The organism is Sporosarcina saromensis (assembly GCF_054901285.1).
Genome location: NZ_CM142738.1, coordinates 1,928,707 through 1,949,856, shown reverse-complemented (window position 1 = coordinate 1,949,856; position 21,150 = coordinate 1,928,707). Strand labels below are relative to the sequence as shown.

General features: G+C 42.1%; 22 protein-coding genes, 1 pseudogene and 1 riboswitch. Of the genes and pseudogenes, 4 read left to right on the top strand and 19 right to left on the bottom strand.

Features of this window, described 5'->3' with window-relative positions; translation table 11 throughout:
• Nucleotides 1–34: 34 nt before the first annotated feature.
• The 9 genes from ACVHUV_RS09720 to ACVHUV_RS09680 all read right to left on the bottom strand — a co-directional run bounded on the left by ACVHUV_RS09720 (nt 35) and on the right by ACVHUV_RS09680 (nt 6,514).
• The gene (locus ACVHUV_RS09720; RefSeq protein ID WP_462084467.1) at nt 35–394 is read right to left on the bottom strand and encodes a fluoride efflux transporter FluC; all 360 of its coding nucleotides are present in this window, start codon (nt 392–394) and stop codon (nt 35–37) included.
• Nucleotides 391–768: a fluoride efflux transporter FluC gene (locus ACVHUV_RS09715; protein WP_462084466.1), complete on the bottom strand. Its 378-nt coding sequence runs from the start codon at nt 766–768 to the stop codon at nt 391–393. Before ACVHUV_RS09715 ends, ACVHUV_RS09720 begins: the two co-directional genes overlap by 4 nt.
• A complete protein-coding gene (locus ACVHUV_RS09710; protein WP_462084465.1) occupies nt 765–2,921 on the bottom strand; it encodes an ATP-dependent helicase in 2,157 nt (718 codons plus the stop codon). Before ACVHUV_RS09710 ends, ACVHUV_RS09715 begins: the two co-directional genes overlap by 4 nt.
• Nucleotides 2,922–3,069: 148 nt before the next feature.
• A complete protein-coding gene (locus ACVHUV_RS09705; RefSeq protein ID WP_317946488.1) occupies nt 3,070–3,255 on the bottom strand; it encodes a hypothetical protein in 186 nt (61 codons plus the stop codon).
• Between the two features lie 53 nt (nt 3,256–3,308).
• The gene (locus ACVHUV_RS09700; RefSeq protein ID WP_462084464.1) at nt 3,309–3,857 is read right to left on the bottom strand and encodes a GNAT family N-acetyltransferase; all 549 of its coding nucleotides are present in this window, start codon (nt 3,855–3,857) and stop codon (nt 3,309–3,311) included.
• 17 nt (nt 3,858–3,874) lie between these two features.
• Entirely contained in the window at nt 3,875–4,435 is a 561-nt protein-coding gene (locus tag ACVHUV_RS09695) for a nucleoside/nucleotide kinase family protein (protein ID WP_462084463.1), read from the bottom strand.
• Nucleotides 4,436–4,963, bottom strand: a complete 528-nt coding sequence (lepB, locus tag ACVHUV_RS09690; protein WP_462084462.1) for a signal peptidase I — start codon at nt 4,961–4,963, stop codon at nt 4,436–4,438.
• Between the two features lie 162 nt (nt 4,964–5,125).
• Nucleotides 5,126–5,701 (bottom strand): histidine phosphatase family protein, encoded by a 576-nt coding sequence (locus ACVHUV_RS09685; RefSeq protein WP_462084461.1) that lies wholly within the window; start codon nt 5,699–5,701, stop codon nt 5,126–5,128.
• Nucleotides 5,702–5,725: 24 nt separating this feature from the next.
• Entirely contained in the window at nt 5,726–6,514 is a 789-nt protein-coding gene (locus ACVHUV_RS09680; RefSeq protein WP_317946478.1) for an alpha/beta hydrolase, read from the bottom strand.
• Between the two features lie 108 nt (nt 6,515–6,622).
• Between ACVHUV_RS09680 and ACVHUV_RS09675 the strand changes: the two genes are divergently transcribed.
• Complete coding sequence (locus tag ACVHUV_RS09675; RefSeq protein ID WP_371389703.1) at nt 6,623–7,135, top strand: gamma carbonic anhydrase; 513 nt, start codon at nt 6,623–6,625, stop codon at nt 7,133–7,135.
• A gap of 313 nt (nt 7,136–7,448) precedes the next feature.
• Here the strand turns inward: ACVHUV_RS09675 and metK are convergent, their stop codons facing one another.
• A complete protein-coding gene (gene metK / locus ACVHUV_RS09670) occupies nt 7,449–8,654 on the bottom strand; it encodes a methionine adenosyltransferase (RefSeq protein ID WP_371389702.1) in 1,206 nt (401 codons plus the stop codon).
• Between the two features lie 320 nt (nt 8,655–8,974).
• Nucleotides 8,975–9,090, bottom strand: a riboswitch (SAM riboswitch).
• Between the two features lie 173 nt (nt 9,091–9,263).
• Between metK and pckA the strand changes: the two genes are divergently transcribed.
• The 3 genes from pckA to ACVHUV_RS09655 all read left to right on the top strand — a co-directional run bounded on the left by pckA (nt 9,264) and on the right by ACVHUV_RS09655 (nt 13,319).
• Nucleotides 9,264–10,850 (top strand): phosphoenolpyruvate carboxykinase (ATP), encoded by a 1,587-nt coding sequence (gene pckA / locus ACVHUV_RS09665; RefSeq protein ID WP_462084460.1) that lies wholly within the window; start codon nt 9,264–9,266, stop codon nt 10,848–10,850.
• Between the two features lie 656 nt (nt 10,851–11,506).
• Nucleotides 11,507–11,821 (top strand): hypothetical protein, encoded by a 315-nt coding sequence (locus tag ACVHUV_RS09660; RefSeq protein ID WP_462084459.1) that lies wholly within the window; start codon nt 11,507–11,509, stop codon nt 11,819–11,821.
• Between the two features lie 274 nt (nt 11,822–12,095).
• Nucleotides 12,096–13,319, top strand: a complete 1,224-nt coding sequence (locus tag ACVHUV_RS09655) for an IS110 family RNA-guided transposase (protein WP_371391898.1) — start codon at nt 12,096–12,098, stop codon at nt 13,317–13,319.
• Between the two features lie 662 nt (nt 13,320–13,981).
• Here the strand turns inward: ACVHUV_RS09655 and ACVHUV_RS09650 are convergent.
• From ACVHUV_RS09650 to ACVHUV_RS09610, 9 genes and pseudogenes are all read right to left on the bottom strand, one after another.
• A complete protein-coding gene (locus ACVHUV_RS09650; RefSeq protein WP_462084458.1) occupies nt 13,982–15,550 on the bottom strand; it encodes an ABC transporter permease in 1,569 nt (522 codons plus the stop codon).
• A 32-nt stretch (nt 15,551–15,582) separates the two neighbouring features.
• Nucleotides 15,583–16,470 (bottom strand): ABC transporter ATP-binding protein, encoded by an 888-nt coding sequence (locus tag ACVHUV_RS09645; RefSeq protein WP_462084457.1) that lies wholly within the window; start codon nt 16,468–16,470, stop codon nt 15,583–15,585.
• A 1-nt stretch (nt 16,471) separates the two neighbouring features.
• On the bottom strand, nt 16,472–17,098 hold the full coding sequence (locus ACVHUV_RS09640; RefSeq protein WP_462084456.1) for a TetR/AcrR family transcriptional regulator: 627 nt from the start codon (nt 17,096–17,098) through the stop codon (nt 16,472–16,474).
• A 135-nt stretch (nt 17,099–17,233) separates the two neighbouring features.
• Nucleotides 17,234–17,905 (bottom strand): GNAT family N-acetyltransferase, encoded by a 672-nt coding sequence (locus ACVHUV_RS09635; protein WP_371389696.1) that lies wholly within the window; start codon nt 17,903–17,905, stop codon nt 17,234–17,236.
• Nucleotides 17,906–17,928: 23 nt separating this feature from the next.
• Nucleotides 17,929–18,597 carry a GNAT family N-acetyltransferase gene (locus ACVHUV_RS09630; protein ID WP_462084455.1) on the bottom strand — a complete coding sequence of 223 codons (669 nt, stop codon included), beginning with the start codon at nt 18,595–18,597 and terminating at the stop codon, nt 17,929–17,931.
• A complete protein-coding gene (locus tag ACVHUV_RS09625; protein ID WP_462084454.1) occupies nt 18,581–19,477 on the bottom strand; it encodes a carbon-nitrogen hydrolase family protein in 897 nt (298 codons plus the stop codon). Before ACVHUV_RS09625 ends, ACVHUV_RS09630 begins: the two co-directional genes overlap by 17 nt.
• 227 nt (nt 19,478–19,704) lie before the next feature.
• Nucleotides 19,705–20,142 (bottom strand): annotated as a pseudogene (locus ACVHUV_RS09620) (transposase); the annotation flags it as partial.
• 288 nt (nt 20,143–20,430) lie between these two features.
• Complete coding sequence (locus tag ACVHUV_RS09615) at nt 20,431–20,733, bottom strand: helix-turn-helix domain-containing protein (protein WP_462084453.1); 303 nt, start codon at nt 20,731–20,733, stop codon at nt 20,431–20,433.
• Nucleotides 20,711–21,019 (bottom strand): hypothetical protein, encoded by a 309-nt coding sequence (locus tag ACVHUV_RS09610; protein WP_462084452.1) that lies wholly within the window; start codon nt 21,017–21,019, stop codon nt 20,711–20,713. Before ACVHUV_RS09610 ends, ACVHUV_RS09615 begins: the two co-directional genes overlap by 23 nt.
• Nucleotides 21,020–21,150 lie beyond the last annotated feature (131 nt).

The window sequence follows — 21,150 nt, the reverse complement described above, 5'->3', positions numbered from 1 at the left end:
TTCCCGACTGGACCGACTCAAAACGTAAAAAATTTTACACATTCACACCAACAGAATAGCCGATCAACGCACTAAACAAACCCAACCCGTATGTAGAGAGAAGATATCCTACAAACGCCTTTCGATTTCCACTCTCCCATAACAATACAAACTCCTTGTTCAACGTGGAGAAAGTGGTTAGAGAACCTGCTAAACCGGAAACGAGAAAGAGCGTCCAAAGCAGCGATAGTTGTAAGCCGAAAACAACACCAATTAGTAATGATCCTGTTACATTGACGACAAGTGTACCAATCGGAAGTCCGTCCTCTTTGTTTAACTTAACGGAGAAAAAATAACGGACAATCGCACCGATACATCCACCCATCGCTACAACAACACCCTCCATCATCGTCATGCCCGCACCACCTTCCGGCCGAGCCGCATGCCGACAAACCCTAAATAGAGCCCTACGGTAACACTTGCCAATAAATAGCTACTAGCAATCATTGCATTCCCTCGCTGAAATAAATCGACCGTTTCCATACTGACTGCGGAAAACGTCGTAAAGGAGCCAAAAAAACCTGTCGTCACAGCAGTTTGAAGCGTACCATTTTGAACGAACCGTTGCAAAAGCCCTCCTCCAAGTAAACAAAGGAGGAACGTACCGATCATGTTTCCGATGAATGTGGCAAGCGGAAATACGGTTAATCCATGCAAAAACTCCCCTATAGCCACTCGGCTGAGTGCACCGATCGCTCCTGCTATGCCAACATATAACGCTACCTTCATACGTCCACCTCTTCCAGTAAGCGTCGCGTTAAAATCATTTCAAGAGAAAGGCGTTTTTCAGACTTATCAAATTGAATGTGGATGTCGGCTTCCCCGATGTCAACAATCGTTCCTCGCCCAAAAACGCGATGGGAAACGGGCATACCGACTGCTAACTTTCCTCTCTCACTAATACCATTTGGATTGTCGGCTTCATTCACTTTTTTACGTTTCAATAATTTCTCTTTTTCAATGATGCGATCTTCCGGTTTCATGAGGATGCCTCGCACTTCATTGACAAACCGGGAATCTTCTTTCGATTTACCATTGTGCTGTTGGTACGAAAGTAATTCCAACCGTTCTTTTGCACGTGTCATCCCGACGTAAAACAAACGGCGTGCTTCTTCCAACAGAAGTGGATCCAACTCGTCCTCTTCAGAAGGAATGACCCCTTTTACTAAGTCGATCATGAAGACGCGTCTAAATTCCAACCCTTTTGCGCTATGGAAAGTGGATAACGTCAACGCATTTGCAGGGGGATTAAATTTTGCTTGTTGGACAGCTACTTCCAACTCTTTCAATCGATTTGCAAATTCCACCATCGTCCGTACTTGCGACGCAATGCCTTCAAGCGTATCCAAAATTCCGAGAAGGTGTTCAATCCGGTAACCGAATTTTTCTGCACGGCTTTTTAGCGCATCTTCATATTCCAATTCGTAACGAATGACTCGAATCACTTGAGCCGGGCGCATGTCAGGAATCTTTTTATATACAGCTTTATAAGCAGTGAGCTTGTCCTTTTGTGTATTTTTCAGTTGGACGGTTTGCATAAAAGCATCAAATACATTGCCATCCGTGTCTTTTCCAAGGAATTCATTGAGCATCGTGCGGGAAATGAATAGATTGAGCTTCATAGCGATTTTTGCAAAAATGTCTTTCCGTTCGACATTGAAACTGAGGCGCATAAAGTTCAGCATATCTTCAACGACCCAATGGGAGAAGAATTTGTCGTCAGCGTCTTTCATGTAAAACGGAATGCCTCTACGATGCAGTTCATTCACATACAATGTCGAAGACGCATTATTGCGGAATAAAATCGCGATTTCGTTCAAATGCTGCTCATTTAACAATTCATACGTAATGTATTCAAGTTGACGTTTCTGATCTTCAAATTGCCGAATATGTATGGGTCCTGCATCGCCATTTGCGGTCATCATTTCTTTCTCATAGCGGTGTTTATTTCGCTTAATAAATTTTGCAGCAGTCTCAACAATTTCTTTTGAAGAACGATAGTTTTGTTCCATCATCAGCAGTTGTGCATCGGGATAAACCTTTTTGAAATCGAGCAAGTATTGAGGGTCTGCCCCGCGCCACGTATAGATCGATTGGTCATCATCCGCCACAACACAGAGATTTCCATGATGGGCGACTAAGTGCTCTACTATTCGGTGCTGTACGAGTGACGTATCTTGGCTTTCATCCGTCAACAAGTAATCGTATTGTTGACGAAATTGATCCGCAATCTGCTCATCTGTCCGTAAAGCTTGTTCTGCAATCGTTAACATATCATCGAAATCAAGTAACAGATGCCCCGGTGTTTTTGATTTCAATTGTTCATATTTCAGCGCAATTTCACCAGCCCGATCAAACGGGCCGGAAACGTTTTCCCAGTCTTTGAAAGGCACCATCTGGTTTTTCAACGCACTAATGAATGTGGAGAGCGCATTCAATTCATCCTCTGTTCCATCGTCTTTTAACACTTGTTTATACAGATTTTTTAGGATTTGTGATTTGTGGAGTCCTGTTTTCCCTCTCCCACCTTCAATTAATTCATACGAGACGCCAGTCTTTGTCATGTACGTTCGCGTAATGGCAAATCCTAAGCTATGGATTGTTGAAAAGTCAATTGGTGGGTGTTGAGGAAAAAAACGTTTGAAACGTTCGGTCATGTCTTGTGCAGCCGATTTACTGAACGTAATCGCTTTAATGCGAGATGGATGCACGTTTTGTTCTTCGATTAAATAGCCGATTCGCATAATCATCGTCGTTGTTTTCCCTGAACCTGGGCAAGCTAATAACAACAGCGGACCATCCGTCTGGACGACTGCCTGCTGCTGGACGCTATTCAATTCAATTTGTAATTCGTTCTTTTTCCTAGTAAAAAAATCAGTCATGCATAGATACTCCTTCTTCTGACGTTGTATATAATTTACCATATGTATGTACAATTGTAGAGCTGATGCTCCATCGAACACAGTTCCATGAAAAAAGTAGAAGTTCGGATGATGAACAACCCGAACTTCTACTTCCCATTATACGATGTTAAAAGCCACCTGATTCAAGGCGATCGTTTTGGATATCCACTTTTTCCTTCTTGCTACCTTGGTACGCAGTCGACGCCACTTCATTCGTTCTTCGTTGTTCGTCTGTATACTCGGTTTCTGTAAACTCTGCTCGGTTCGTGTCGGTTTGACCTGTTTGCTTGTTGTGTTTGTCCTGTTTTGTCATGGTCATCACTCCTTCATGAGTAGTCTTATTCAGAATACCCGAAAGAAGAAGATTTACTCATGACAAGTCCATTCCGTATGCAACAAGGAAAACAGTTGGGCATCATACGACTTCCCGCCTTGCCTTAAATAGCTACGGAGGATTCCTTCTTTTTGAAACCCGAATTTCTCTAAAAGACCAATGGAAGCACTATTTTCTAAAAACGTGACAGCACCCATTCGATGTAGGCCTAATTCTTTAAAAGAATAGGTCAATACTGCTTGTAGTGCTTCAGATGTAATTCCACTACGCCAATAGTCCGGATGGATTTCATAACCGATTTCTGCCCGTTTCATGCCCATCGACAAAAGATTTAATCCGATTGTTCCAACGAAATGTTGCTCATCCTTCAATAGGATTGCCCAGCGTATTCCTCGTTTTGCTTCATAGCTTGAGTTGAAATGATGCACCAGTTTTTCTGCTTGACCAACTTCTGTCATCGGCTCGCTACCATAATATTGAAGTAGTTTCTGGTTGGAAAAATTTTTGAATAAGGCTGGTGCATGTTCTACCTTCACTTCGACTAATTGAAGCCGCTCTGTCGTCAATTCAGGGAATGTCATCTGCAACTACCTCCGATTTAAAACGAATGGGTAATGACTGTATGTGCAAGCTTGATTGGATTGTATTCCTTTACATACTGTTCTTCTGCTGGAAAATACCTATTTTCATATTTTGCAAGAATAGCCGCTTTGTCACCTATATAGCCATCTCGGTCAAGAACACGCGCTAGTCGGGTTTCTTTATTAACATCGATATAGTACACATGCGAAAAATAGGATCGAAGTGTGTCCCGTTGAAGAAATACACCTTCAAGAATAACCGTTGACCCTACCGGAATTTGTATTCTTTTTAAATCGTACGTATCGGTTTCTTTATGATAAAATTGGATGATTTGGTCAATCGGTTCACCGTCAAATAGAGGACGGATGAGTGTTTGCAACAAATAGTCATACCGCCACTGAGCGTGGTAGTAAGCTTCCCATTCTTCGTATTTTTCGTCGTAACGAATTTTTCGCGGGTGTATAAAATCATCCAAGTGAAACAAGTACGCTCGCTCAAATGTTTGTTGCAACCTTTTCGAAAAAGTCGTTTTTCCTGACCCGCCTAATCCATCCACTCCAATAATGGTCGTTTTCACTTATTTCGGAATCCCGATTGAATTAAATGGATAAAACCTAAAGCCTACTTTTCCAACGACTGCACTTTCATCGATACAACCTATTGTTCTACTATCAGTACTATTTCGTCGGTTATCCCCTAATACAAACAATTGTCCTTCCGGCACGGTAACTTCAAAGTCCTCAGTCAGTTTCTGATTTTCGAAAATCCGTTCTTTGTTCGATTGGACATACGGCTCTTCATATTCTTTTCCATTAATGAAGAGTTTGTCATCTTTCATGACAACTGTATCACCTGGTAGTCCAATGACGCGCTTAATATAGTCTTCCTTTGAACCAGGTGCATGAAAGACGATCAGATCAAAATGATCGAGTTTATGGATTTTGGAGATGACAACTCGGTTTTCCGATTCAAAAGTCGGTTCCATTGATTGACCTGACACGAGGACGGGTGCAAAGAGGAATTGTCGGATGACAAAAACAAGTACACATGCAATGACGATGGATTTAATCCAGGACCAAACTTCTTTTTTCGTTTCTGTTTTCAATGAAAAGCCTCCCATTCCAATACGTCGTTGGAAAACGTATCGGTTCGTTCTCTTATTCTATGTTTATCGATGAAACAACTTGCTCTCTTTTTAGCATGACTAGAGGTGCATTGACCAAGTACCCGTTGACGCGTAGCTCATGCTTGTCTAACAGTCAATTAATTACGATAAATGTTTTGTACAATTGAACAGTTCACACCGGTTTTCATCATCCGCTAGTTCAATTACCGTTAGTGATGTATTCGCTAAACTTTTTTCATAGGCAGGATTAGGGACAAGTGCTTGGACCATTCGCTTTATGAAACTGCCATGACTAACAACTAACACTCTTTTTCCTTTGTGTTGTTGTTGGATTTCCGTTAAGCATTCCGTACCTCTTGCAAGAATTAATTCGGCAGGTTCAAAACCCATATCGAGTAGTCTCCAGCCTTCTCCCCACTTTTCAATCCGTTCTGCTTCTGTCGTCCCTTCAATCTTTCCGCCTCCCACTTCACGGAGGCGAGGATCAATCCGAACGTCCACATTCCCCATTTTCTGTGCAATGACTTCAGCAGTTTGCTTTGCTCGAAGTTGCTGGCTTGAATAGATGACGTCCCATTGTTCATCCGCCAAACGGTCAGCAACACGCGCTGCCATCTCAAATCCCTCTTCGTCTAACGGGATATCAGAGCTCCCTTGTGCCCTTCCTTCCTTATTCCAAGCTGTTACACCATGTCTTACAAATCCAATAATTGTCATACAAATCCCCCTCTTGTCATTGTACTACACGATATAGCCGAGTGAACGGAGAACATTATTCATGAACGATTCGGTGTACAAGTAAACTTCTTCCCGTTCAGGCTCTTGATACAAATCATGGTAGAGATGCTTCCATTGTTTATATTGAAACTCGGTTAGTTGTTGTTTTAGTAACCACTTCTTAGCAAACGCCGTTTCTGTAAGTTTGTCATTGCCGCCTGTTTGCAGTAAGACGGGGACGTTAAAGATCGTGTCCTCATGAATATTAATAGACTTCATCATCGCTTGCAGCTCACGGTACCAAGAAGCAACAACTGTGGAACTATAATGCCTATCATTTTGAAACTCGACATACATATCATAGTTGCGCGTCAACAATTCAATCGTCACGTCATGCTTCACTTTCATGGAGCTCGACAACTTTGTTAACATCCCTGAAAGTCTCGGGGGTTGATGGGACAGTGCTAGCCATGGTGAACTGAGGATTACGCCCGCACATTCCAGTTTTTCTTTTTGCAAAATGTCCATAACCAATGTTGCACCGAGACCATGCCCTACTACAAAAAGAGGCAAATTGTCTTGCAATGCTACTTCTATTAATTTCTTAACGTGCTCTATGTAAGAAGCAAACGATTCATCATGTGTCTTTCTTCCACTTTCGGCACCATGTCCAGGCAAGTCAGTCGTGACAACATGAAAACCGCCATTACGCAGCTTTTGAATGAGCCATGCATACCTCCTATGATGTTCATATGCACTATGGACAATGACGACGACTGCTTTTGGCTGTCCTTCCGCTTCCCATTTCCACATGTGTCTCACCTCCGTTCCTTTCGCTACAAGAAAGAGATTCCCTTTTTGTACGGAAAGGATTTATGATACGATAAATTATACACGATTTTAAGGAAAGAGGAGATGTTGATGATTTATCCATACAATGGAAAGTCACCACAAATCGATCCTTCTGTCTATGTGGCAGAATACGCGACAATTACAGGGGATGTCACGATTGGCGCAAACAGTTCGATTTGGTTTAATACGGTCATTCGTGGTGATGTTGCGCCAACAATTATTGGTGAACGAGTTAGCATTCAAGACCTCAGTTGTCTTCATCAAAGTCCAGGGAAGACACTACTCATTGAAGACGATGTAACAGTTGGCCATAAAGCATTATTACATAGCTGTATTATTCGAAAAGGAGCGCTCATTGGAATGGGTTCCATTATTCTCGATGGTGCTGAAATTGGTGAAGGTGCCTTTATCGGCGCAGGAGCGCTTGTTCCTCCGGGTAAGAAAATCCCACCTGGTTGCCTTGCATTAGGGTCTCCTGCCAAAGTTGTCCGCGATTTAAATGAAGAGGATCGCAAAGAAATGGAACGCGTTGTCAACAGTTACATCGAAAAAGGGCAAATATATAAGCAAATGCAAAAGTAAACGGGTCGTTAGAGACGAATTGTGATAGCTTGTAACATTAAAAATACCATTTAAGACTGAAACAGGTGCTGCTCACTCGAGCTGCACCTTTATTTCTTAACTGCTACTAATAGGATGATAATCGCTGCTACGCTAACTAGTGCTATGCCGCCAATGACCACTAATAATAAGATGCTCATAGCCAACTACACCCCTCTCCCTCCTCCGACTTATAGATTTAGACGCTTTGCTAATGGAATAGTTTCCTACTATTACGGTGTCCACTGTAGCCAAAAAAACCGAGAAGCAAGGATGCTTCCCGGTTTGTAGATACTTATTGCGTGACAACGCCAGCTTTTTCCACTAACGCAGCCGCTTTATCTGTTTGTTCCCATGGCAATTCGATATCCGTACGCCCAAAATGTCCATAAGCAGCTGTCTGTTTGTAGATTGGACGACGAAGGTCAAGCATTTTAATGATGCCTGCTGGACGAAGGTCGAACAATTCTCGAACAATTTCAACGAGCTTGCTTTCAGCGACTTTTCCTGTGCCGAATGTATCGATGGAAATGGATACTGGCTTAGCAACACCAATTGCATATGCTAATTGAACTTCACAACGTTCAGCCAATCCTGCTGCTACGATATTTTTTGCCACATAGCGTGCCGCGTAAGATGCAGAGCGGTCCACTTTTGTCGCGTCTTTCCCTGAAAACGCACCGCCACCATGACGGGCGTAGCCGCCATACGTATCAACGATGATTTTCCGTCCTGTTAGACCAGCGTCCCCTTGAGGTCCACCGATAACGAAACGGCCAGATGGATTAATGAAGTATTTTGTTTCATCATCTAACAATTCCGCAGGGACGACTGGCAGAATAACATGCTCTTTTATTTCTTTTTGTATTTGTGCAAGTGGCGTATCCGGGTGATGTTGTGTTGAGATAACAATTGTATCGATGCGAACTGGTTTGTCGTTTTCGTCATACTCAACGGTCACTTGCGTTTTACCGTCCGGACGTAAATAGGAAAGAATCTCTTCTTTACGCACGTACGCTAGTCTACGTGAAAGTTTATGGGATAAACTAATTGGCAACGGCATGAGTTCAGGTGTTTCATTACACGCAAAACCGAACATCAATCCTTGGTCCCCTGCTCCAATTGCTTCGAGTTCCTCATCTGTCATTGTTCCTTCACGCGCTTCAAGTGCTTGGTCGACACTTGCTGCAATATCCGGTGACTGTTCATCGATCGATGTCAAGACGGAAGATGTCTCCCAATCGAAACCAAATTTAGCACGTGTGTACCCAATTTCCTTCACAGTATCACGAACAACTTTTGGAATATCCACATACGTTGTTGTAGTAATTTCCCCAATGACGAGCACGAGACCAGTTGTAATGGTCGTTTCACACGCAACACGTGCATTCGGGTCTTCTTCAAGGATTGCATCCAAAATGGCATCCGAGATTTGGTCACACATTTTGTCAGGATGTCCTTCAGTTACCGATTCTGATGTAAACAAACGGCGATTAGTCAATGTAATTTCCTCCTTAACAGCTTGCAAATATTGATACGGTACTCTATTTGTCCCAGTTTTGTTCCACGCCTGAAGAGAGTCGACGTCAACATACACAAGGATTAAGGGCATATAAAATCGATTAGGCCACGGCAAATTTTGACTTCCGCCGTAGGCTTATATTTATTTAGTAAACATTTCAAACGCCAGTTAGAGGTTCGTTGACCGTCTTACACGTCTCTCCCTCTACAATCATTGACATAAAGCTAAATAAATATAAAAAGCCCTTCGCTCACGTAAATACATGAGGAAAGGCATGATTTCAAAAGCAGCACCTTTCACTCTTATCGTCCAAGGAATCGTACCTTGCTCCAGGTTTGGCACCTTTTCGCAGACAATGTCCGCGCAGGTTGCCGGGCTTCATAGGGCCTGTCCCTCCGCCAGCTCGGGATAAGAGTATCCGTTCATTTACCTATGCTACGAAAAAAGTTGGATTTTGTCAAATCTTTTCTGAGTTTAGTGCTTGAGTTTTTAATTAGTATAGATTATTATTCTAAATGTGTTATACTATTTACGGAAATGTGATGAAACCCACACGATGGGATTACATGCAAAGGACGGTAAGATACTATGATCTCAGCGAAAATTGAAAATGGACTAAACGAGTTGCTCTCAGGCAACAACGTCAATGTACAGCCTTCAGTGGCGGAATTGGTTGAAAAGGCGACTGCTCGCGGAGAAGCGAAACTTTCATCAGATGGCGCAATTACTGCGAAAACTGGAAAGTACACTGGCCGTTCACCAGAAGATAAATATATTGTAGAAGAAGCTTCAACAAAAGATAAAATCGATTGGGGCAAAGTGAATCGCCCAATCTCATCTGAAATTTTCGATTCCCTATATACGAAAGTACTAAATCACTTGAAAACGAAAGACGAATTGTTCGTATTCAAAGGCTTTGCAGGTGCAGATAAAGACTCTCAATTGTCACTTCAAGTGATTAATGAATACGCGTGGCAAAACTTGTTTGTCCACAATCTATTCATCCGCCCAACTGCGGAAGAGTTGAAAACACACGAAGCACAATTTACGATTCTTGCTGCTCCATCTTTCAAAGCAGATCCTGCTGTTGACGGCACAAAATCCGAAACATTTATCATTGTATCACTTGAGAAGCGAATTGTGTTAATTGGTGGCACAGAATATGCTGGAGAAATGAAAAAATCTATTTTCTCTGTTATGAACTACTTGCTTCCTGAACAAGGAATTCTTCCAATGCATTGCTCCGCAAACGTTGGAGAAGAAGGCGACGTAGCTTTATTCTTTGGATTATCAGGTACTGGTAAAACTACCCTATCAGCAGATGCTCACCGTAAATTGATCGGTGATGATGAGCACGGTTGGTCAGATAATGGCGTATTCAATATCGAAGGTGGATGTTACGCGAAATGTATCAATTTATCACAAGAAAAAGAACCTGAAATCTTTGGTGCAATCCAATTTGGTTCTGTTTTAGAGAACGTAGTGGTAGACGAAGAAACACGAGTACCAGACTATGATGATAATTCACTGACTGAAAACACACGTGCGGCATATCCGATCCACAACATTGAAAACATCGTGACTCCTTCTGTCGCTGGTCATCCGAAAGCAATCGTATTCTTGACTGCGGACGCATTCGGCGTATTGCCTCCAATCTCTAAATTGACGAAAGAGCAAGCGATGTACCACTTCCTAAGTGGCTTCACGTCCAAACTTGCAGGAACAGAGCGTGGTGTCACATCACCAGAAGCGACATTCTCAACTTGTTTCGGATCTCCTTTCCTACCATTGCCAGCAACTGTGTATGCTGAAATGCTAGGAAAGAAAATTGACGAACACGATGCACAAGTATTCCTCGTCAATACAGGCTGGACAGGTGGCGTTTACGGCGTCGGACAACGTATGTCGTTAAAACACACACGTACAATGGTTCGCGCTGCAATCGCAGGTGAATTGAATGACGTTGAATACGAAATCAACGAAGTATTCGGTTTGGCTATGCCAAAAGCAATCGAAGGTGTTCCAACAGAAGTGTTGAACCCGCGCAACGCTTGGGCTGATCCAGCAGCATACGACGAAAAAGCAAATGAATTGGCGGACTTGTTCCGTGAAAACTTCAAGAAGTTCGGTCACGTTTCAGAAGAAATCACGCTTAAAGGCGGACCAACTGCTTAATAGATACCTTGAAATCCAAGTGCTCATTGCGAGCCTTGGATTTTTTGTTTGTTATAGTGTAATTCTCAACTCAACTAGTTGTAAAACTAAAATTTAACGTAGATTTGTTCAGTGGCCCCATTCACGCTAAGAATATCCACTGTATCTTTGTAATTCGATATACAATTCTAATCCCTGTTTCTATCTTTACATCCTGCTAGTTTCATCTCTCTCTTATTCCCGAATGGCTCGCGATCTCATCAGGACGGATTGCTATTTCGCGTTTCAACACTTTTGTTCGTCTGTATGCAAGGTTCCATTTACTGACGAGCTGTTGAAATAGTTCTTTGAAATTTTCATATGGTGGATTCTGAAGCTTTTTTACTGCTGTTGAATTTTTAACTGATGCCAAGTCGATGGAATTCTTATTTAAAAATAGCCAATAAACAAGCCTGTGTCTTTGAATACATATTGTTTTGTGATGGACAATAGGGTAAAGTTAACATAACTTTATAAATATAACTAGATAAGCATTGCAAATCAATCATAGTCATTTGATTCCTAACAATATCCGTGACGTTTGATACATCCTACATAAAAAATAGGGAGGGTTATTCATCAAAAGGATTTTATTTTCAAGTGTAATCTGTCTCTTGTTCTTAACGGGTTGCAGCAATTTGTCAGCCACAAGTGAGGAAACAACTAGGTTTCCTGGCCATAAAAGCGCGTGGGAAGATCCTATAAATATTACACAAGAGGATGCAGAACGAATCGCATTAGATCAAGCTAAATTAGATGGACACGACTCACCTAAAATTTCTTCCGACTGGAATACAATGATGCAAAGTGTATACTCTATAAAATATGAACGGGATGTTTTAGTATATAGAATCCATGTAAATTCTGCTGAAGGACCTGCTAAAGAGTACTTATTCGATGTTTTATACTATATAAGTACTGATAATGGAGAAATAATTGTTTCAAATCATTAATTAGATAACATTAGACTTATTTGAAGAAAGAAAACATACTAACATTAGTAGTACAAACCAAGGCCATGGTTTGTGCTACTATTTTTTTATAGTAGAAGTGAAGAAAAGCCGACCAGCCTCTTGGACCTTTTGAGTCCGTATTTAAAACCGGCTAACTTCACGCCCTTATATGAATCAGTTTAGTATGTTGGGTCCATAGAGATCGTGTATAAGAAAGTGGAATCGATAAGGTAGTGTGGAGGCTTCTATGATTGGTCAAGAAGGAGAAATGAACATGAAACATGTCGTAGCTTTAGATGTGAGTAAAGGAAAAAGTACGATTGCGATTTATGATGGTTATCGCCAATGTGAATTTGAAGGCGAATTTCATCATACACGTGTTGAATTTGAACGATTGCACGAAAGAATGGCAGAGATCACAAAGGTAGATGGCCAGGCACCAGATATCGTGTTTGAAGCAACCGGCGTCTATTCAAAACCTATCGAAACATTTCTCAAAGATTTTGGCTATGCGTATTGCCGCATGAATCCACTTGAAGCCAATTTACAGATGGCGAAGATGCGGCGGCATAAAACAGATCTTAGTGATGCCCATGAACTTGCGAAGACCCATTTCCAAGCGGCGCGTAAACATACATATATCCAAGATGATTATTATGAACAGATGCGTGCCTTGACGCGTTATTACGATGAAATTGATGAAGAAATGATTTTACTGAAAAGCAGAATGCATTCTATTTTACATCTTAGCTTCCCGGAATTAGAAAAGCTCATTACACCAAGTTCAGCTCTGTTCTTAAATATTGTTCAGCTCTATCCGCATCCTGCACTTTTACTGGATCATTCAAAGACGGTCATTAAGAATCGTTTAAAAGCTAATACAAGAAAGAACCTTTCGTTGGCACGAGCTGAAGCGAAAGCATCCGTTCTATTGGAAGCAGCGCGAAACAGCTATCCAGCCATCAAACCGAATGATATTCGATGCGACCAGGTTCGTGATTACGCGTCCCGAATTGCCGACTTGAAGGAGAAGAAAGATACACTGATAAAACAAATGAAAAAGTTATCAGAAGGCCGAAAAGAATATCTTGTTTACCGCTCGATACCGGGTATAGGCGATTCGACGGCATGCCGATTAATCGGAGAAATTGGAGATATTCGCCGCTTTAAGAATGCGAAACAATTGAACGCTTACGCAGGCATCGATATTATGCGATACCAGTCGGGCAATACACAATATAGAGATCGTATTAATAAAAGAGGAAACAAACATCTGCGGAAGATTCTATATTTTATGATATGCGCTATGCTTATGGCTAAAAGAAAGCCGAATCATTTTGTGGATTATTACTACAAATTAAAAAAGCAACCTCAGAGGAAGCCCCATAAGGTTGCGATCATCGCCTGCATCAATAAGTTTCTGAAAGTGACATTTCAGTTACTGACGTGTGGCATTCTATACGATTATGAGTCCGCACTACCAGCTCAGAAATCGTAATCACTTACCTAGAACTATACCACAATGACCTTTCGAAAAAAATTAAAATCGTCAGGTCTTTTTGGCGTATCTAAAAAGGACGGTTAAGAGGGGTGGGATATCCCGCCCCTCTTAACCATCCTAGAAAGTATAAATAAATCTTTTAAAAAGGTTGACTAATTGTAAGAACAAGGCTGGGACAAAACATAAAAAATGCATGAAGGTAAAATTATCAGATATTATTTTTGCTTTCACAATGTTTCTTTTTCATAATCATGAGTGGAACGGAGCGGAAAAAGGCCGACTCCTGCGGGATTGTAGCGCGAATGTTGAGACCCCACAGGAAAAGCCGTCACGTAGAACGGCTTTTGCGAGCATAAGCGAAGCGTTGGGAGCAAGGATGCCTTAATTTCCGCAAAGTACGCAGAAATACGGCAAATCGAACTCTTCGTTGTTCGATTGGCTCAAGCGCGCCCCGCGGAAAGCGTGCCTTTTGAAGCGCAGAGGAACGGTCTATGTAGAGTTTTGTCCAACCCTATTTGGTAATAACATTTTTTTCGTATCATCGTTCCACTCTATCAAAATAGGAGTGCGATTGGTTGGTTCGGGCGAGGGAAGGCTTGGTTTGACGTAATTTCCATCAACAAAAGGTGATATACTAGGACATCACCCATCTACTCCCCCTATTGAAGATCTCTTTTACTAAACATTTTCATCCCGAATGCTATCAAGACGATTCCGAGTAGTACGACCAAACTAGCTATCGTACCATTCACCTGTTCAATCGGCACTTGTGGGACATAGCCGAATGGGGATAACTTGCGTAGCCAGTCTGGGAATTGCAACAGACCGCCCATATAGACGACAATAAAAGAATAGATCAAATAGACCCATATCGCGTTTGAGCGCGACGGCAACAGCCCAATTAGAAGGATTACCATCCCAATCATCACAAGAATCGCAGGGACATTTACGTATACCGCTTTCAGTAACAAACCAATCGACAGATTTTCTGTTAATACGGCAGAACTAGCACTCCATAATCCAAGAGCACCCACACCTAACATGACGATGGAAGTTAGAAAGGATAATAGGACGTATTCGCTCAGTAATCGAATCCTTGAAACCGAGCGACTGAGTATTGCATCTAACCGTCCTTTCTTTTCCTCACGTCTCACTTTAAGCATGACCAGTAAGACAGGAATTGTACCAATCATGGCGATGACCGACATGAGCATCGGAATGAATTGTTCCAGTAATGAGAACCCTTCTACAGGCTGTAGCATTTGTGCGAGCATTTCATTTTCCATGAAAAATGATTCCAAGTCTCCTAAGACGGATCCATATGAAAGACCTAACACGAACATACCGATTGCCCACGAATAGAGGGTTGTTCGCTGGAGCCTGAAAGCAAGGCCAAATGAACTTTGCAGGAAAACAGAGGCACTTTTCCTCCCTCTCCTCGCTCGTATGTATCCTGCCCCTAGATCACGTAAAGCGTGTAAGTAGAAGGCAATACAAGCGATCACTAATGCGCCTGCCAACGTAAGCACAATTGGCCACCAATAATTATTCACAAATACTTCTGCTGCTAACACCCAACCTAGAGGTGAGAACCAGGAAAGAATAGCGTTTCCTGCATCTCCGACAGCTCGAAGCAAATAAGCTGATCCAAGGATCGAAAATGACAAACCAATCGTACCTCTCGCACTTTCAGAAAGCTGGGCAAAGAGAGCAGTAACTACTCCAAAGAAAATTCCAGTTACACCTAACGCTGCACCGTACAGCATTGAACCGACTAGATCGATACTTTCAATCTGTAAAGCGAGTAGACCAATTGCTGTTACGATCGCTAACAATACGTTGAAAGTTGCATTTAGTAACAGTGTCGCCCCAATATTCGTTAACCCACCGACTGGCAATGCCCGAAGCAATTCGAAACGACCATCTTCTTCCTCTGCTCTTGTATGTCGGTTGACGAACAAAATACTCATAATGGCGACGGCCACTGCTGTAAACAACAACATTTGATGAGCAAGCATCGCGCCTGTTGTATAGGCATCTAGTCCGTATCCTTTTCCTATCATTGCCGACATGGCTGGATTTTTCATTGTTTCTGCAATGGCTTGTCGCTCTTGTTCAGTTTGATAAAGACCTGTAAACGAAATCGCGGTCAACCATGTCAGCGCACTTATTGAAAACAGCCACACAAATAACCTGACACGATCTCTACGGAGGATAAACCGACTCATTGTGAATAGATTCCTAAACATCACCGTTCGCATTAGGAATCAGCCCCTTCATAATGGCGCATGAACAAATCCTCCAATGTCGGCGGGGCACTTTCCAATGAAACAATCCCGAAAGTACTGATCGTTGCCATTACATGCTCCATTGCATCAGCATCTACTTGAAATGAATAAGCATTTCCAGTTTGATTGATTTGGTGAACTCCCTGCATTGTATGAAGGGCAGTAAGGGGCTCTCTCGTTTGAACGACAAGATGTACACGGGTTAAATGACGTAATTCCTCCAATGTACCGGCTTCTATAATTTCGCCTTGACGGATGATGGCAACCTTGTCACACAGACGTTCTACTTCGGATAAAATATGACTGGATAAGAAAATGCTTTTCCCTTCACGCTTCAATTCCTTGACACTTTCTTGAAAAACCTTTTCCATTAACGGGTCTAAGCCGGATGTCGGTTCATCGAAAATGAACAAATCGGCGTTTGAAGAGAAGGCTGCTACAAGCGCAACCTTTTGGCGGTTTCCTTTTGAATACGTTCGGCACTTCTTTGTAGGATCAAGACCAAAGCGCTCCAGCCATTCACTCCGCCGATTTGAAACATTTTCACCTCGAAGCTTGGTAAACAAATCAATAACTTCGCCTCCGGTCAAATTGGGCCATAAATTTACATCCCCAGGGACATAGGCCAGACGTTTATGGATTTCAACCGCATCCTTCCATGCATCCATTCCAAAAATTGTAGACTGTCCGCTTGTCGCCCTCAACATGCCAAGTAAAATACGAATCGTTGTTGACTTACCAGCCCCATTTGGCCCAATAAAACCATATACCTCCCCTTCTTCAACCGACATACTTACTTTGTTCAGTGCTGTGAAATTCCCAAAACGCTTCGTTAGTTCAATCGTCTCCAACACCGCCATCTTAATGGCCCCCCTTATAAAATGCTTTTTTCATGACGCCAACATATTCATGAAACTCCGCAAAATAGTTCTCCAAGTTTCGCACATCTATGTTTTCATTCTGCAGTCGAACCGTTATTTCTTCTTCGTATCCGCGAAACGCCCATTGAATAATTTTGATCGCTTTCTCTGAATCAATCTCTTCACGAAACAAGTCCGTATCAATTGTGGAATACAAACGTTGATGTGTTTTTTGCTCCAACACTCGAATTTTTTCTTTTATGGTTTCATCGAGCTGCACCGCCTCATTGATCATTACTTTCGCCATGAAATTCATTGCATTCGGATACTGTGTTAAAAATGCCAACTTTTGAATGGCTACATTTTTAAATCGTTCAAACAAATCAGGTGCAACGGACAGTTTATTTAAAAACTCCTTTTCCGTTATTTCAATTGCATACTCAATTAGGAATAAAAACAGCTCATGCTTGTTCGTAAAGTAATAAAACAACATCCCCTTTCCAATCCCTGCATTTTTCACAATTTGGTTAGTAGAAGCTAATTCATAGCCTTTTTCAGTAAATTCATTGAATGCTGCGTTTATGATTTTTTGTCGTTTTTCAACTTCTAGATTAGAAAATGCCTTCATCGTTTACCCACCTTTACCCATTAGACCGATGTGGTCGAATCCACTATATCAATCATCGACCACATTGGTCAATACAAATTTTTCAGAACATACAAAAACCCTTCACTCGTATTGAGCAAAGGGCTTGAACATTTATTACAAAGGCAGTAATTTCACTGTATCTTTCTGTTTTAACATATCGATCATTTTCAACCACTTGTCTGGTTTGTTGGAGAGGACGGAATAGTAGTCCGTTAGAAAATCAACAATGAGTGTAGATTGAACAGCATTTGTCTCTTCATCCATCGGCATAAAACAGAAATCTAAGCCTTCCACTGCTTCCCCATCATTTTTCCAAGATGGATGCACGTAGGAGAAGTCTAAGCGTTTGTAGCCAAGATGCGACAACACTTCCCGGCGAACATACGGATTCATCGCATACACATTTCCGAATGCAAAATCTTCACGTGCTTGCGGATTATAAATTTCGGCAAACATCCCGAACAATACTTTACCGTTTTCTGCTGCTAACTGTTTTAAATCCTCTTCACGCTTTTTCGCGAGGAATCGACCAATGCCCAACCCTGTTTTCCCAATAATCGTAAAATCGGTCATTGCAATATTCCATTGCGGATAATAGCGGTATTCTGTAGACCCAACGACTTCCCCATCATGTACTGCAACAAACACCCGGATGCTTGGATCTTCCAATGGTTCTTTCCAAAGATTGAATTCCAACACTTCTTCAGGTGGAAACACTTCACCGAGTAACGTATGCATTTTCGGAAACAATGGATCTTCAATTGATGTGATGCGAACATATTCCATGTACAATTCCCCCTAATTGACAGTTACGTATGGAACGGATTTTTCCATTCCATGAGCAACGCATAATTTTTTGATGCTTCATCTTCTAAATAATCTTCTATGAGCATGATTGGCATTCTACCAGTTGACAGTAAAAATGAAACGACGGGATCTCGAAGCGTTCCTGCGACTACTTTTTCAATGTATTGTGGTGCAGTCATTTCGTTCGCAACTGCCCCATATCCTGGCATCCTGCCGCCACCGAGTACTCGTTGCACGTCGAGTTTGATGACAAGGTGGTACATTGCGTTCATGAGCCATTTTCCAAGCCCCGCTTTTCGAAAAGCAGGATGAATACAAATGTCGACAATGTACAACGCATTGCCGTTCGGATCGTGCGTACGAATATAGCCGTTATCCGTTACTACTTCCCAACGATGTGACAGATCATCATCGTTCATTGAAACACGTAAACTCGTAATTGAGCCGATAAGTGTGCCGTTGCTTTCAATACAAATCGCACCTTCAGGAAACCGTTGTACATGTTCAGTCAGTTGCTGACGATTCCACCACAATTCTTCCGGAAAGGGCGGCGGAAAACATGCTGCTTGCAAAGCAATCATCTCGTCAAAATCAGCCTCTGTATAATTTCGGATCACTATCGGCATGAACGTCCCATCAAACAAAACAAATTGTTCACTGCGATATGTCATTGACTGTACCTCTATGTGTACTGGAACCCCAATCTGTATACAAATCTGTCCGACGATCTCGCCATGTCGTGACAGATCCTTTTTCCCGTACTTCGTACAATAACGACAAATCCAAATCAGCCGTCACCAACATATCGTTATTCAGTTCTCCTTCAGCTGCAAGCCCTTTTGGTGGGAACGGTATGTCATTTGGCGTAATGATCGCTGCTTGCCCAAAGTTTGCACGCATTAAGTCGACTGTCGGCAATGAACCAACTGTCCCCGTCAAGACAACATAGACTTGGTTTTCGATGGCACGTGCGTGACTCGTATACCGAACACGATGAAAACCGTGACGGTCATCCGTACAAGAAGGACAGAAAATGACATCGGCACCTGCTGCTTTCACCATACGTACAATTTCCGGAAATTCGATATCATAGCACGTTAAAATAGCAATTCTTCCTTTTGCTGTATCAAAAACTTTCAATTCATCGCCCGCAGCCATATTCCAACCTTCGATTTCAAAAGGGGTAATATGCAGTTTCGCCTGTTCACCAATTGTACCGTCTGGGTAAAACAAATGAGCGACATTATATAGGCGCCCCTCACGCTGAATGACATGAGTGCCGCCCACGATATGCATGTTATAGTGTGTTGCAAGCCTTATGAACAATTGAAGATATTGCTCCGTAAAGCCAGGTAATGCTTCAATCCCCATCGCTCTACCGTTTCCATCCCCAATTGAAAGCAATTGTGTGGTGAAAAATTCGGGGAACAAAACAAACTCCGCTTCATACTCCTGAGCATTCCGAATGTAATGCTCACATTGATTGGCAAACTCCTCAAAAGAACGAATGGAATGTAGATGATACTGAACAGCAGAAACTCGAAGTTTCATCGTCTGACCTCCCTCTATAATTGTCTTCATACAGAATAGCAAGAATAAAGATACCAATCAATAACAATCGGATTGTTCATCCATAAAAAAGACCATTTGCTTTAACAGCAAGTCGTCCCAGAGTGTAGACAAAAGGGATGGAAATCGAATTGATTTCCATCCCTTTCGTTCAAAAATGAAGTTATTTTAACGGAAAAGGCCATTTTATCCCGCAATATTGGCTTCTATTATGCCATAGCTGGCCTTTTCCACGTCCAAGTTGCCAGTTTCTTGAGAATTAAGGCAGCAAAAGTTAGCATCGCCTGCATGGACAATTTTTTTAATCCCTTTAGGGTTGTCCATCGCATGCCATGCTTTTCTTTGGCATCTGCAAAGACACGCTCAATCGTCTCTTTACGCTTCTTATATACTTCTTTAATTTCATAGTTATGGCGCAAGTCCTCAGCTACATCCAAGTAGTCTTGCCAGATATGACGTTGATTCATCTTTTGTTGATTCTTACTCTGCGTGCATTGGTCAATCACTGGACAAGTAGCACAAATAGAAGAAGTCGATGCATATTGGCGATAACCTTCTTTTGTAGTTGTTCGGAATGTAAGGACCTGTCCTTCTGGACATAGATAGCAGTCACAATGCTCGTCATAGACATACTCATGTTTTTTAAAGTGCTGTCTTGAAAATGAACTTTGGATGCATAATTTCTCTAGTAAGGTCAGAATGTTGATTCTTTCATAGGGCTGCCATTGTCGGAGTGGAGGAAGAGTGGCCTACCTTGGATTTTCTCGATGATGCCCGACTTTTTTATGAGTGTTTCCGCATATTTCGCTTCTACAGTTTCTCAAACCTCCCAACCGACTATCTTTCTGCTAAATAAATCCAGAATAAGATACATACGATAATACAATCCTTTTACAGTTCCAGCGAGCCAGGTGATATCACATGTCCATACTTGGTTAGGGGCAGTGCAAGATGGCTTTTCGGCAATTTCCGTTCGGGTTTCTTACTACGCCCCCGATGGTTTTCATCTTTTTCTCACGCAACACACGATAGAAGGTTGATTCTGAAGCAATATAGGTTCCTTGATCCGCAAGTTTCGGGACGATTTGTGTAGGTGGTAAATCCACAAAATCTTCTTGTTTCACGACAGTAATGATTTCTTCCTTCTCTTCTTCAGATAACTTGTTTTTGGGTACAGGTCGTTTGACAAGCCGACGCTGATCAAGCCTCTGCCACCTAACGTTCGTATGTCCGGACACTTATCTGTAACTCCTGACAAGCATTCGCTAATCGTGCGCCATTTTGATTGGCTTCCTGGTTAATTCTACAGTGAGTACGCGATTTGAAGGGCTGATCATTCTTCCTCGTCGTCCCCCAAATCGCTTGGGCCTTTTTTCTAAGCAGTAATAACGCAGCAGTCTCAGCGAGTACCTTCTCCTTCTTTTTCAAGTCCTTTTTCAACGCTTTTGTGCGTTGCTTTTCCTCTTTTAGCTGGGTATTCAATTGTTTTGCCTGGTCAAATGCCTGTCCTTTGCCTGTAGGCAAACAGAACGCCATGCCTCGATCTGTTCACGGAATAATCCCTTTTACCGGCAATATTCCGCAAGCTCCGTTTCATTCATCTCAATGTCTCCATCACGACTAAGAACTTGTCTTCGCTGCTCCATTTATCGGAT

What these genes read in the sequence shown, in the direction of transcription:
- ACVHUV_RS09720 (WP_462084467.1), bottom strand. Translation starts at nt 394, where the DNA reads ATGACGATGATGGAGGGTGTTGTTGTAGCGATGGGTGGATGTATCGGT.
- ACVHUV_RS09715 (WP_462084466.1), bottom strand. Translation starts at nt 768, where the DNA reads ATGAAGGTAGCGTTATATGTTGGCATAGCAGGAGCGATCGGTGCACTC.
- ACVHUV_RS09710 (WP_462084465.1), bottom strand. Translation starts at nt 2,921, where the DNA reads ATGACTGATTTTTTTACTAGGAAAAAGAACGAATTACAAATTGAATTG.
- ACVHUV_RS09705 (WP_317946488.1), bottom strand. Translation starts at nt 3,255, where the DNA reads ATGACAAAACAGGACAAACACAACAAGCAAACAGGTCAAACCGACACG.
- ACVHUV_RS09700 (WP_462084464.1), bottom strand. Translation starts at nt 3,857, where the DNA reads ATGACATTCCCTGAATTGACGACAGAGCGGCTTCAATTAGTCGAAGTG.
- ACVHUV_RS09685 (WP_462084461.1), bottom strand. Translation starts at nt 5,701, where the DNA reads ATGACAATTATTGGATTTGTAAGACATGGTGTAACAGCTTGGAATAAG.
- ACVHUV_RS09680 (WP_317946478.1), bottom strand. Translation starts at nt 6,514, where the DNA reads ATGTGGAAATGGGAAGCGGAAGGACAGCCAAAAGCAGTCGTCGTCATT.
- ACVHUV_RS09675 (WP_371389703.1), top strand. Translation starts at nt 6,623, where the DNA reads ATGATTTATCCATACAATGGAAAGTCACCACAAATCGATCCTTCTGTC.
- pckA (WP_462084460.1), top strand. Translation starts at nt 9,264, where the DNA reads ATGATCTCAGCGAAAATTGAAAATGGACTAAACGAGTTGCTCTCAGGC.
- ACVHUV_RS09655 (WP_371391898.1), top strand. Translation starts at nt 12,096, where the DNA reads ATGAAACATGTCGTAGCTTTAGATGTGAGTAAAGGAAAAAGTACGATT.
- ACVHUV_RS09650 (WP_462084458.1), bottom strand. Translation starts at nt 15,550, where the DNA reads ATGAGTCGGTTTATCCTCCGTAGAGATCGTGTCAGGTTATTTGTGTGG.
- ACVHUV_RS09645 (WP_462084457.1), bottom strand. Translation starts at nt 16,470, where the DNA reads ATGGCGGTGTTGGAGACGATTGAACTAACGAAGCGTTTTGGGAATTTC.
- ACVHUV_RS09640 (WP_462084456.1), bottom strand. Translation starts at nt 17,098, where the DNA reads ATGAAGGCATTTTCTAATCTAGAAGTTGAAAAACGACAAAAAATCATA.
- ACVHUV_RS09635 (WP_371389696.1), bottom strand. Translation starts at nt 17,905, where the DNA reads ATGGAATATGTTCGCATCACATCAATTGAAGATCCATTGTTTCCGAAA.
- ACVHUV_RS09630 (WP_462084455.1), bottom strand. Translation starts at nt 18,597, where the DNA reads ATGACATATCGCAGTGAACAATTTGTTTTGTTTGATGGGACGTTCATG.
- ACVHUV_RS09625 (WP_462084454.1), bottom strand. Translation starts at nt 19,477, where the DNA reads ATGAAACTTCGAGTTTCTGCTGTTCAGTATCATCTACATTCCATTCGT.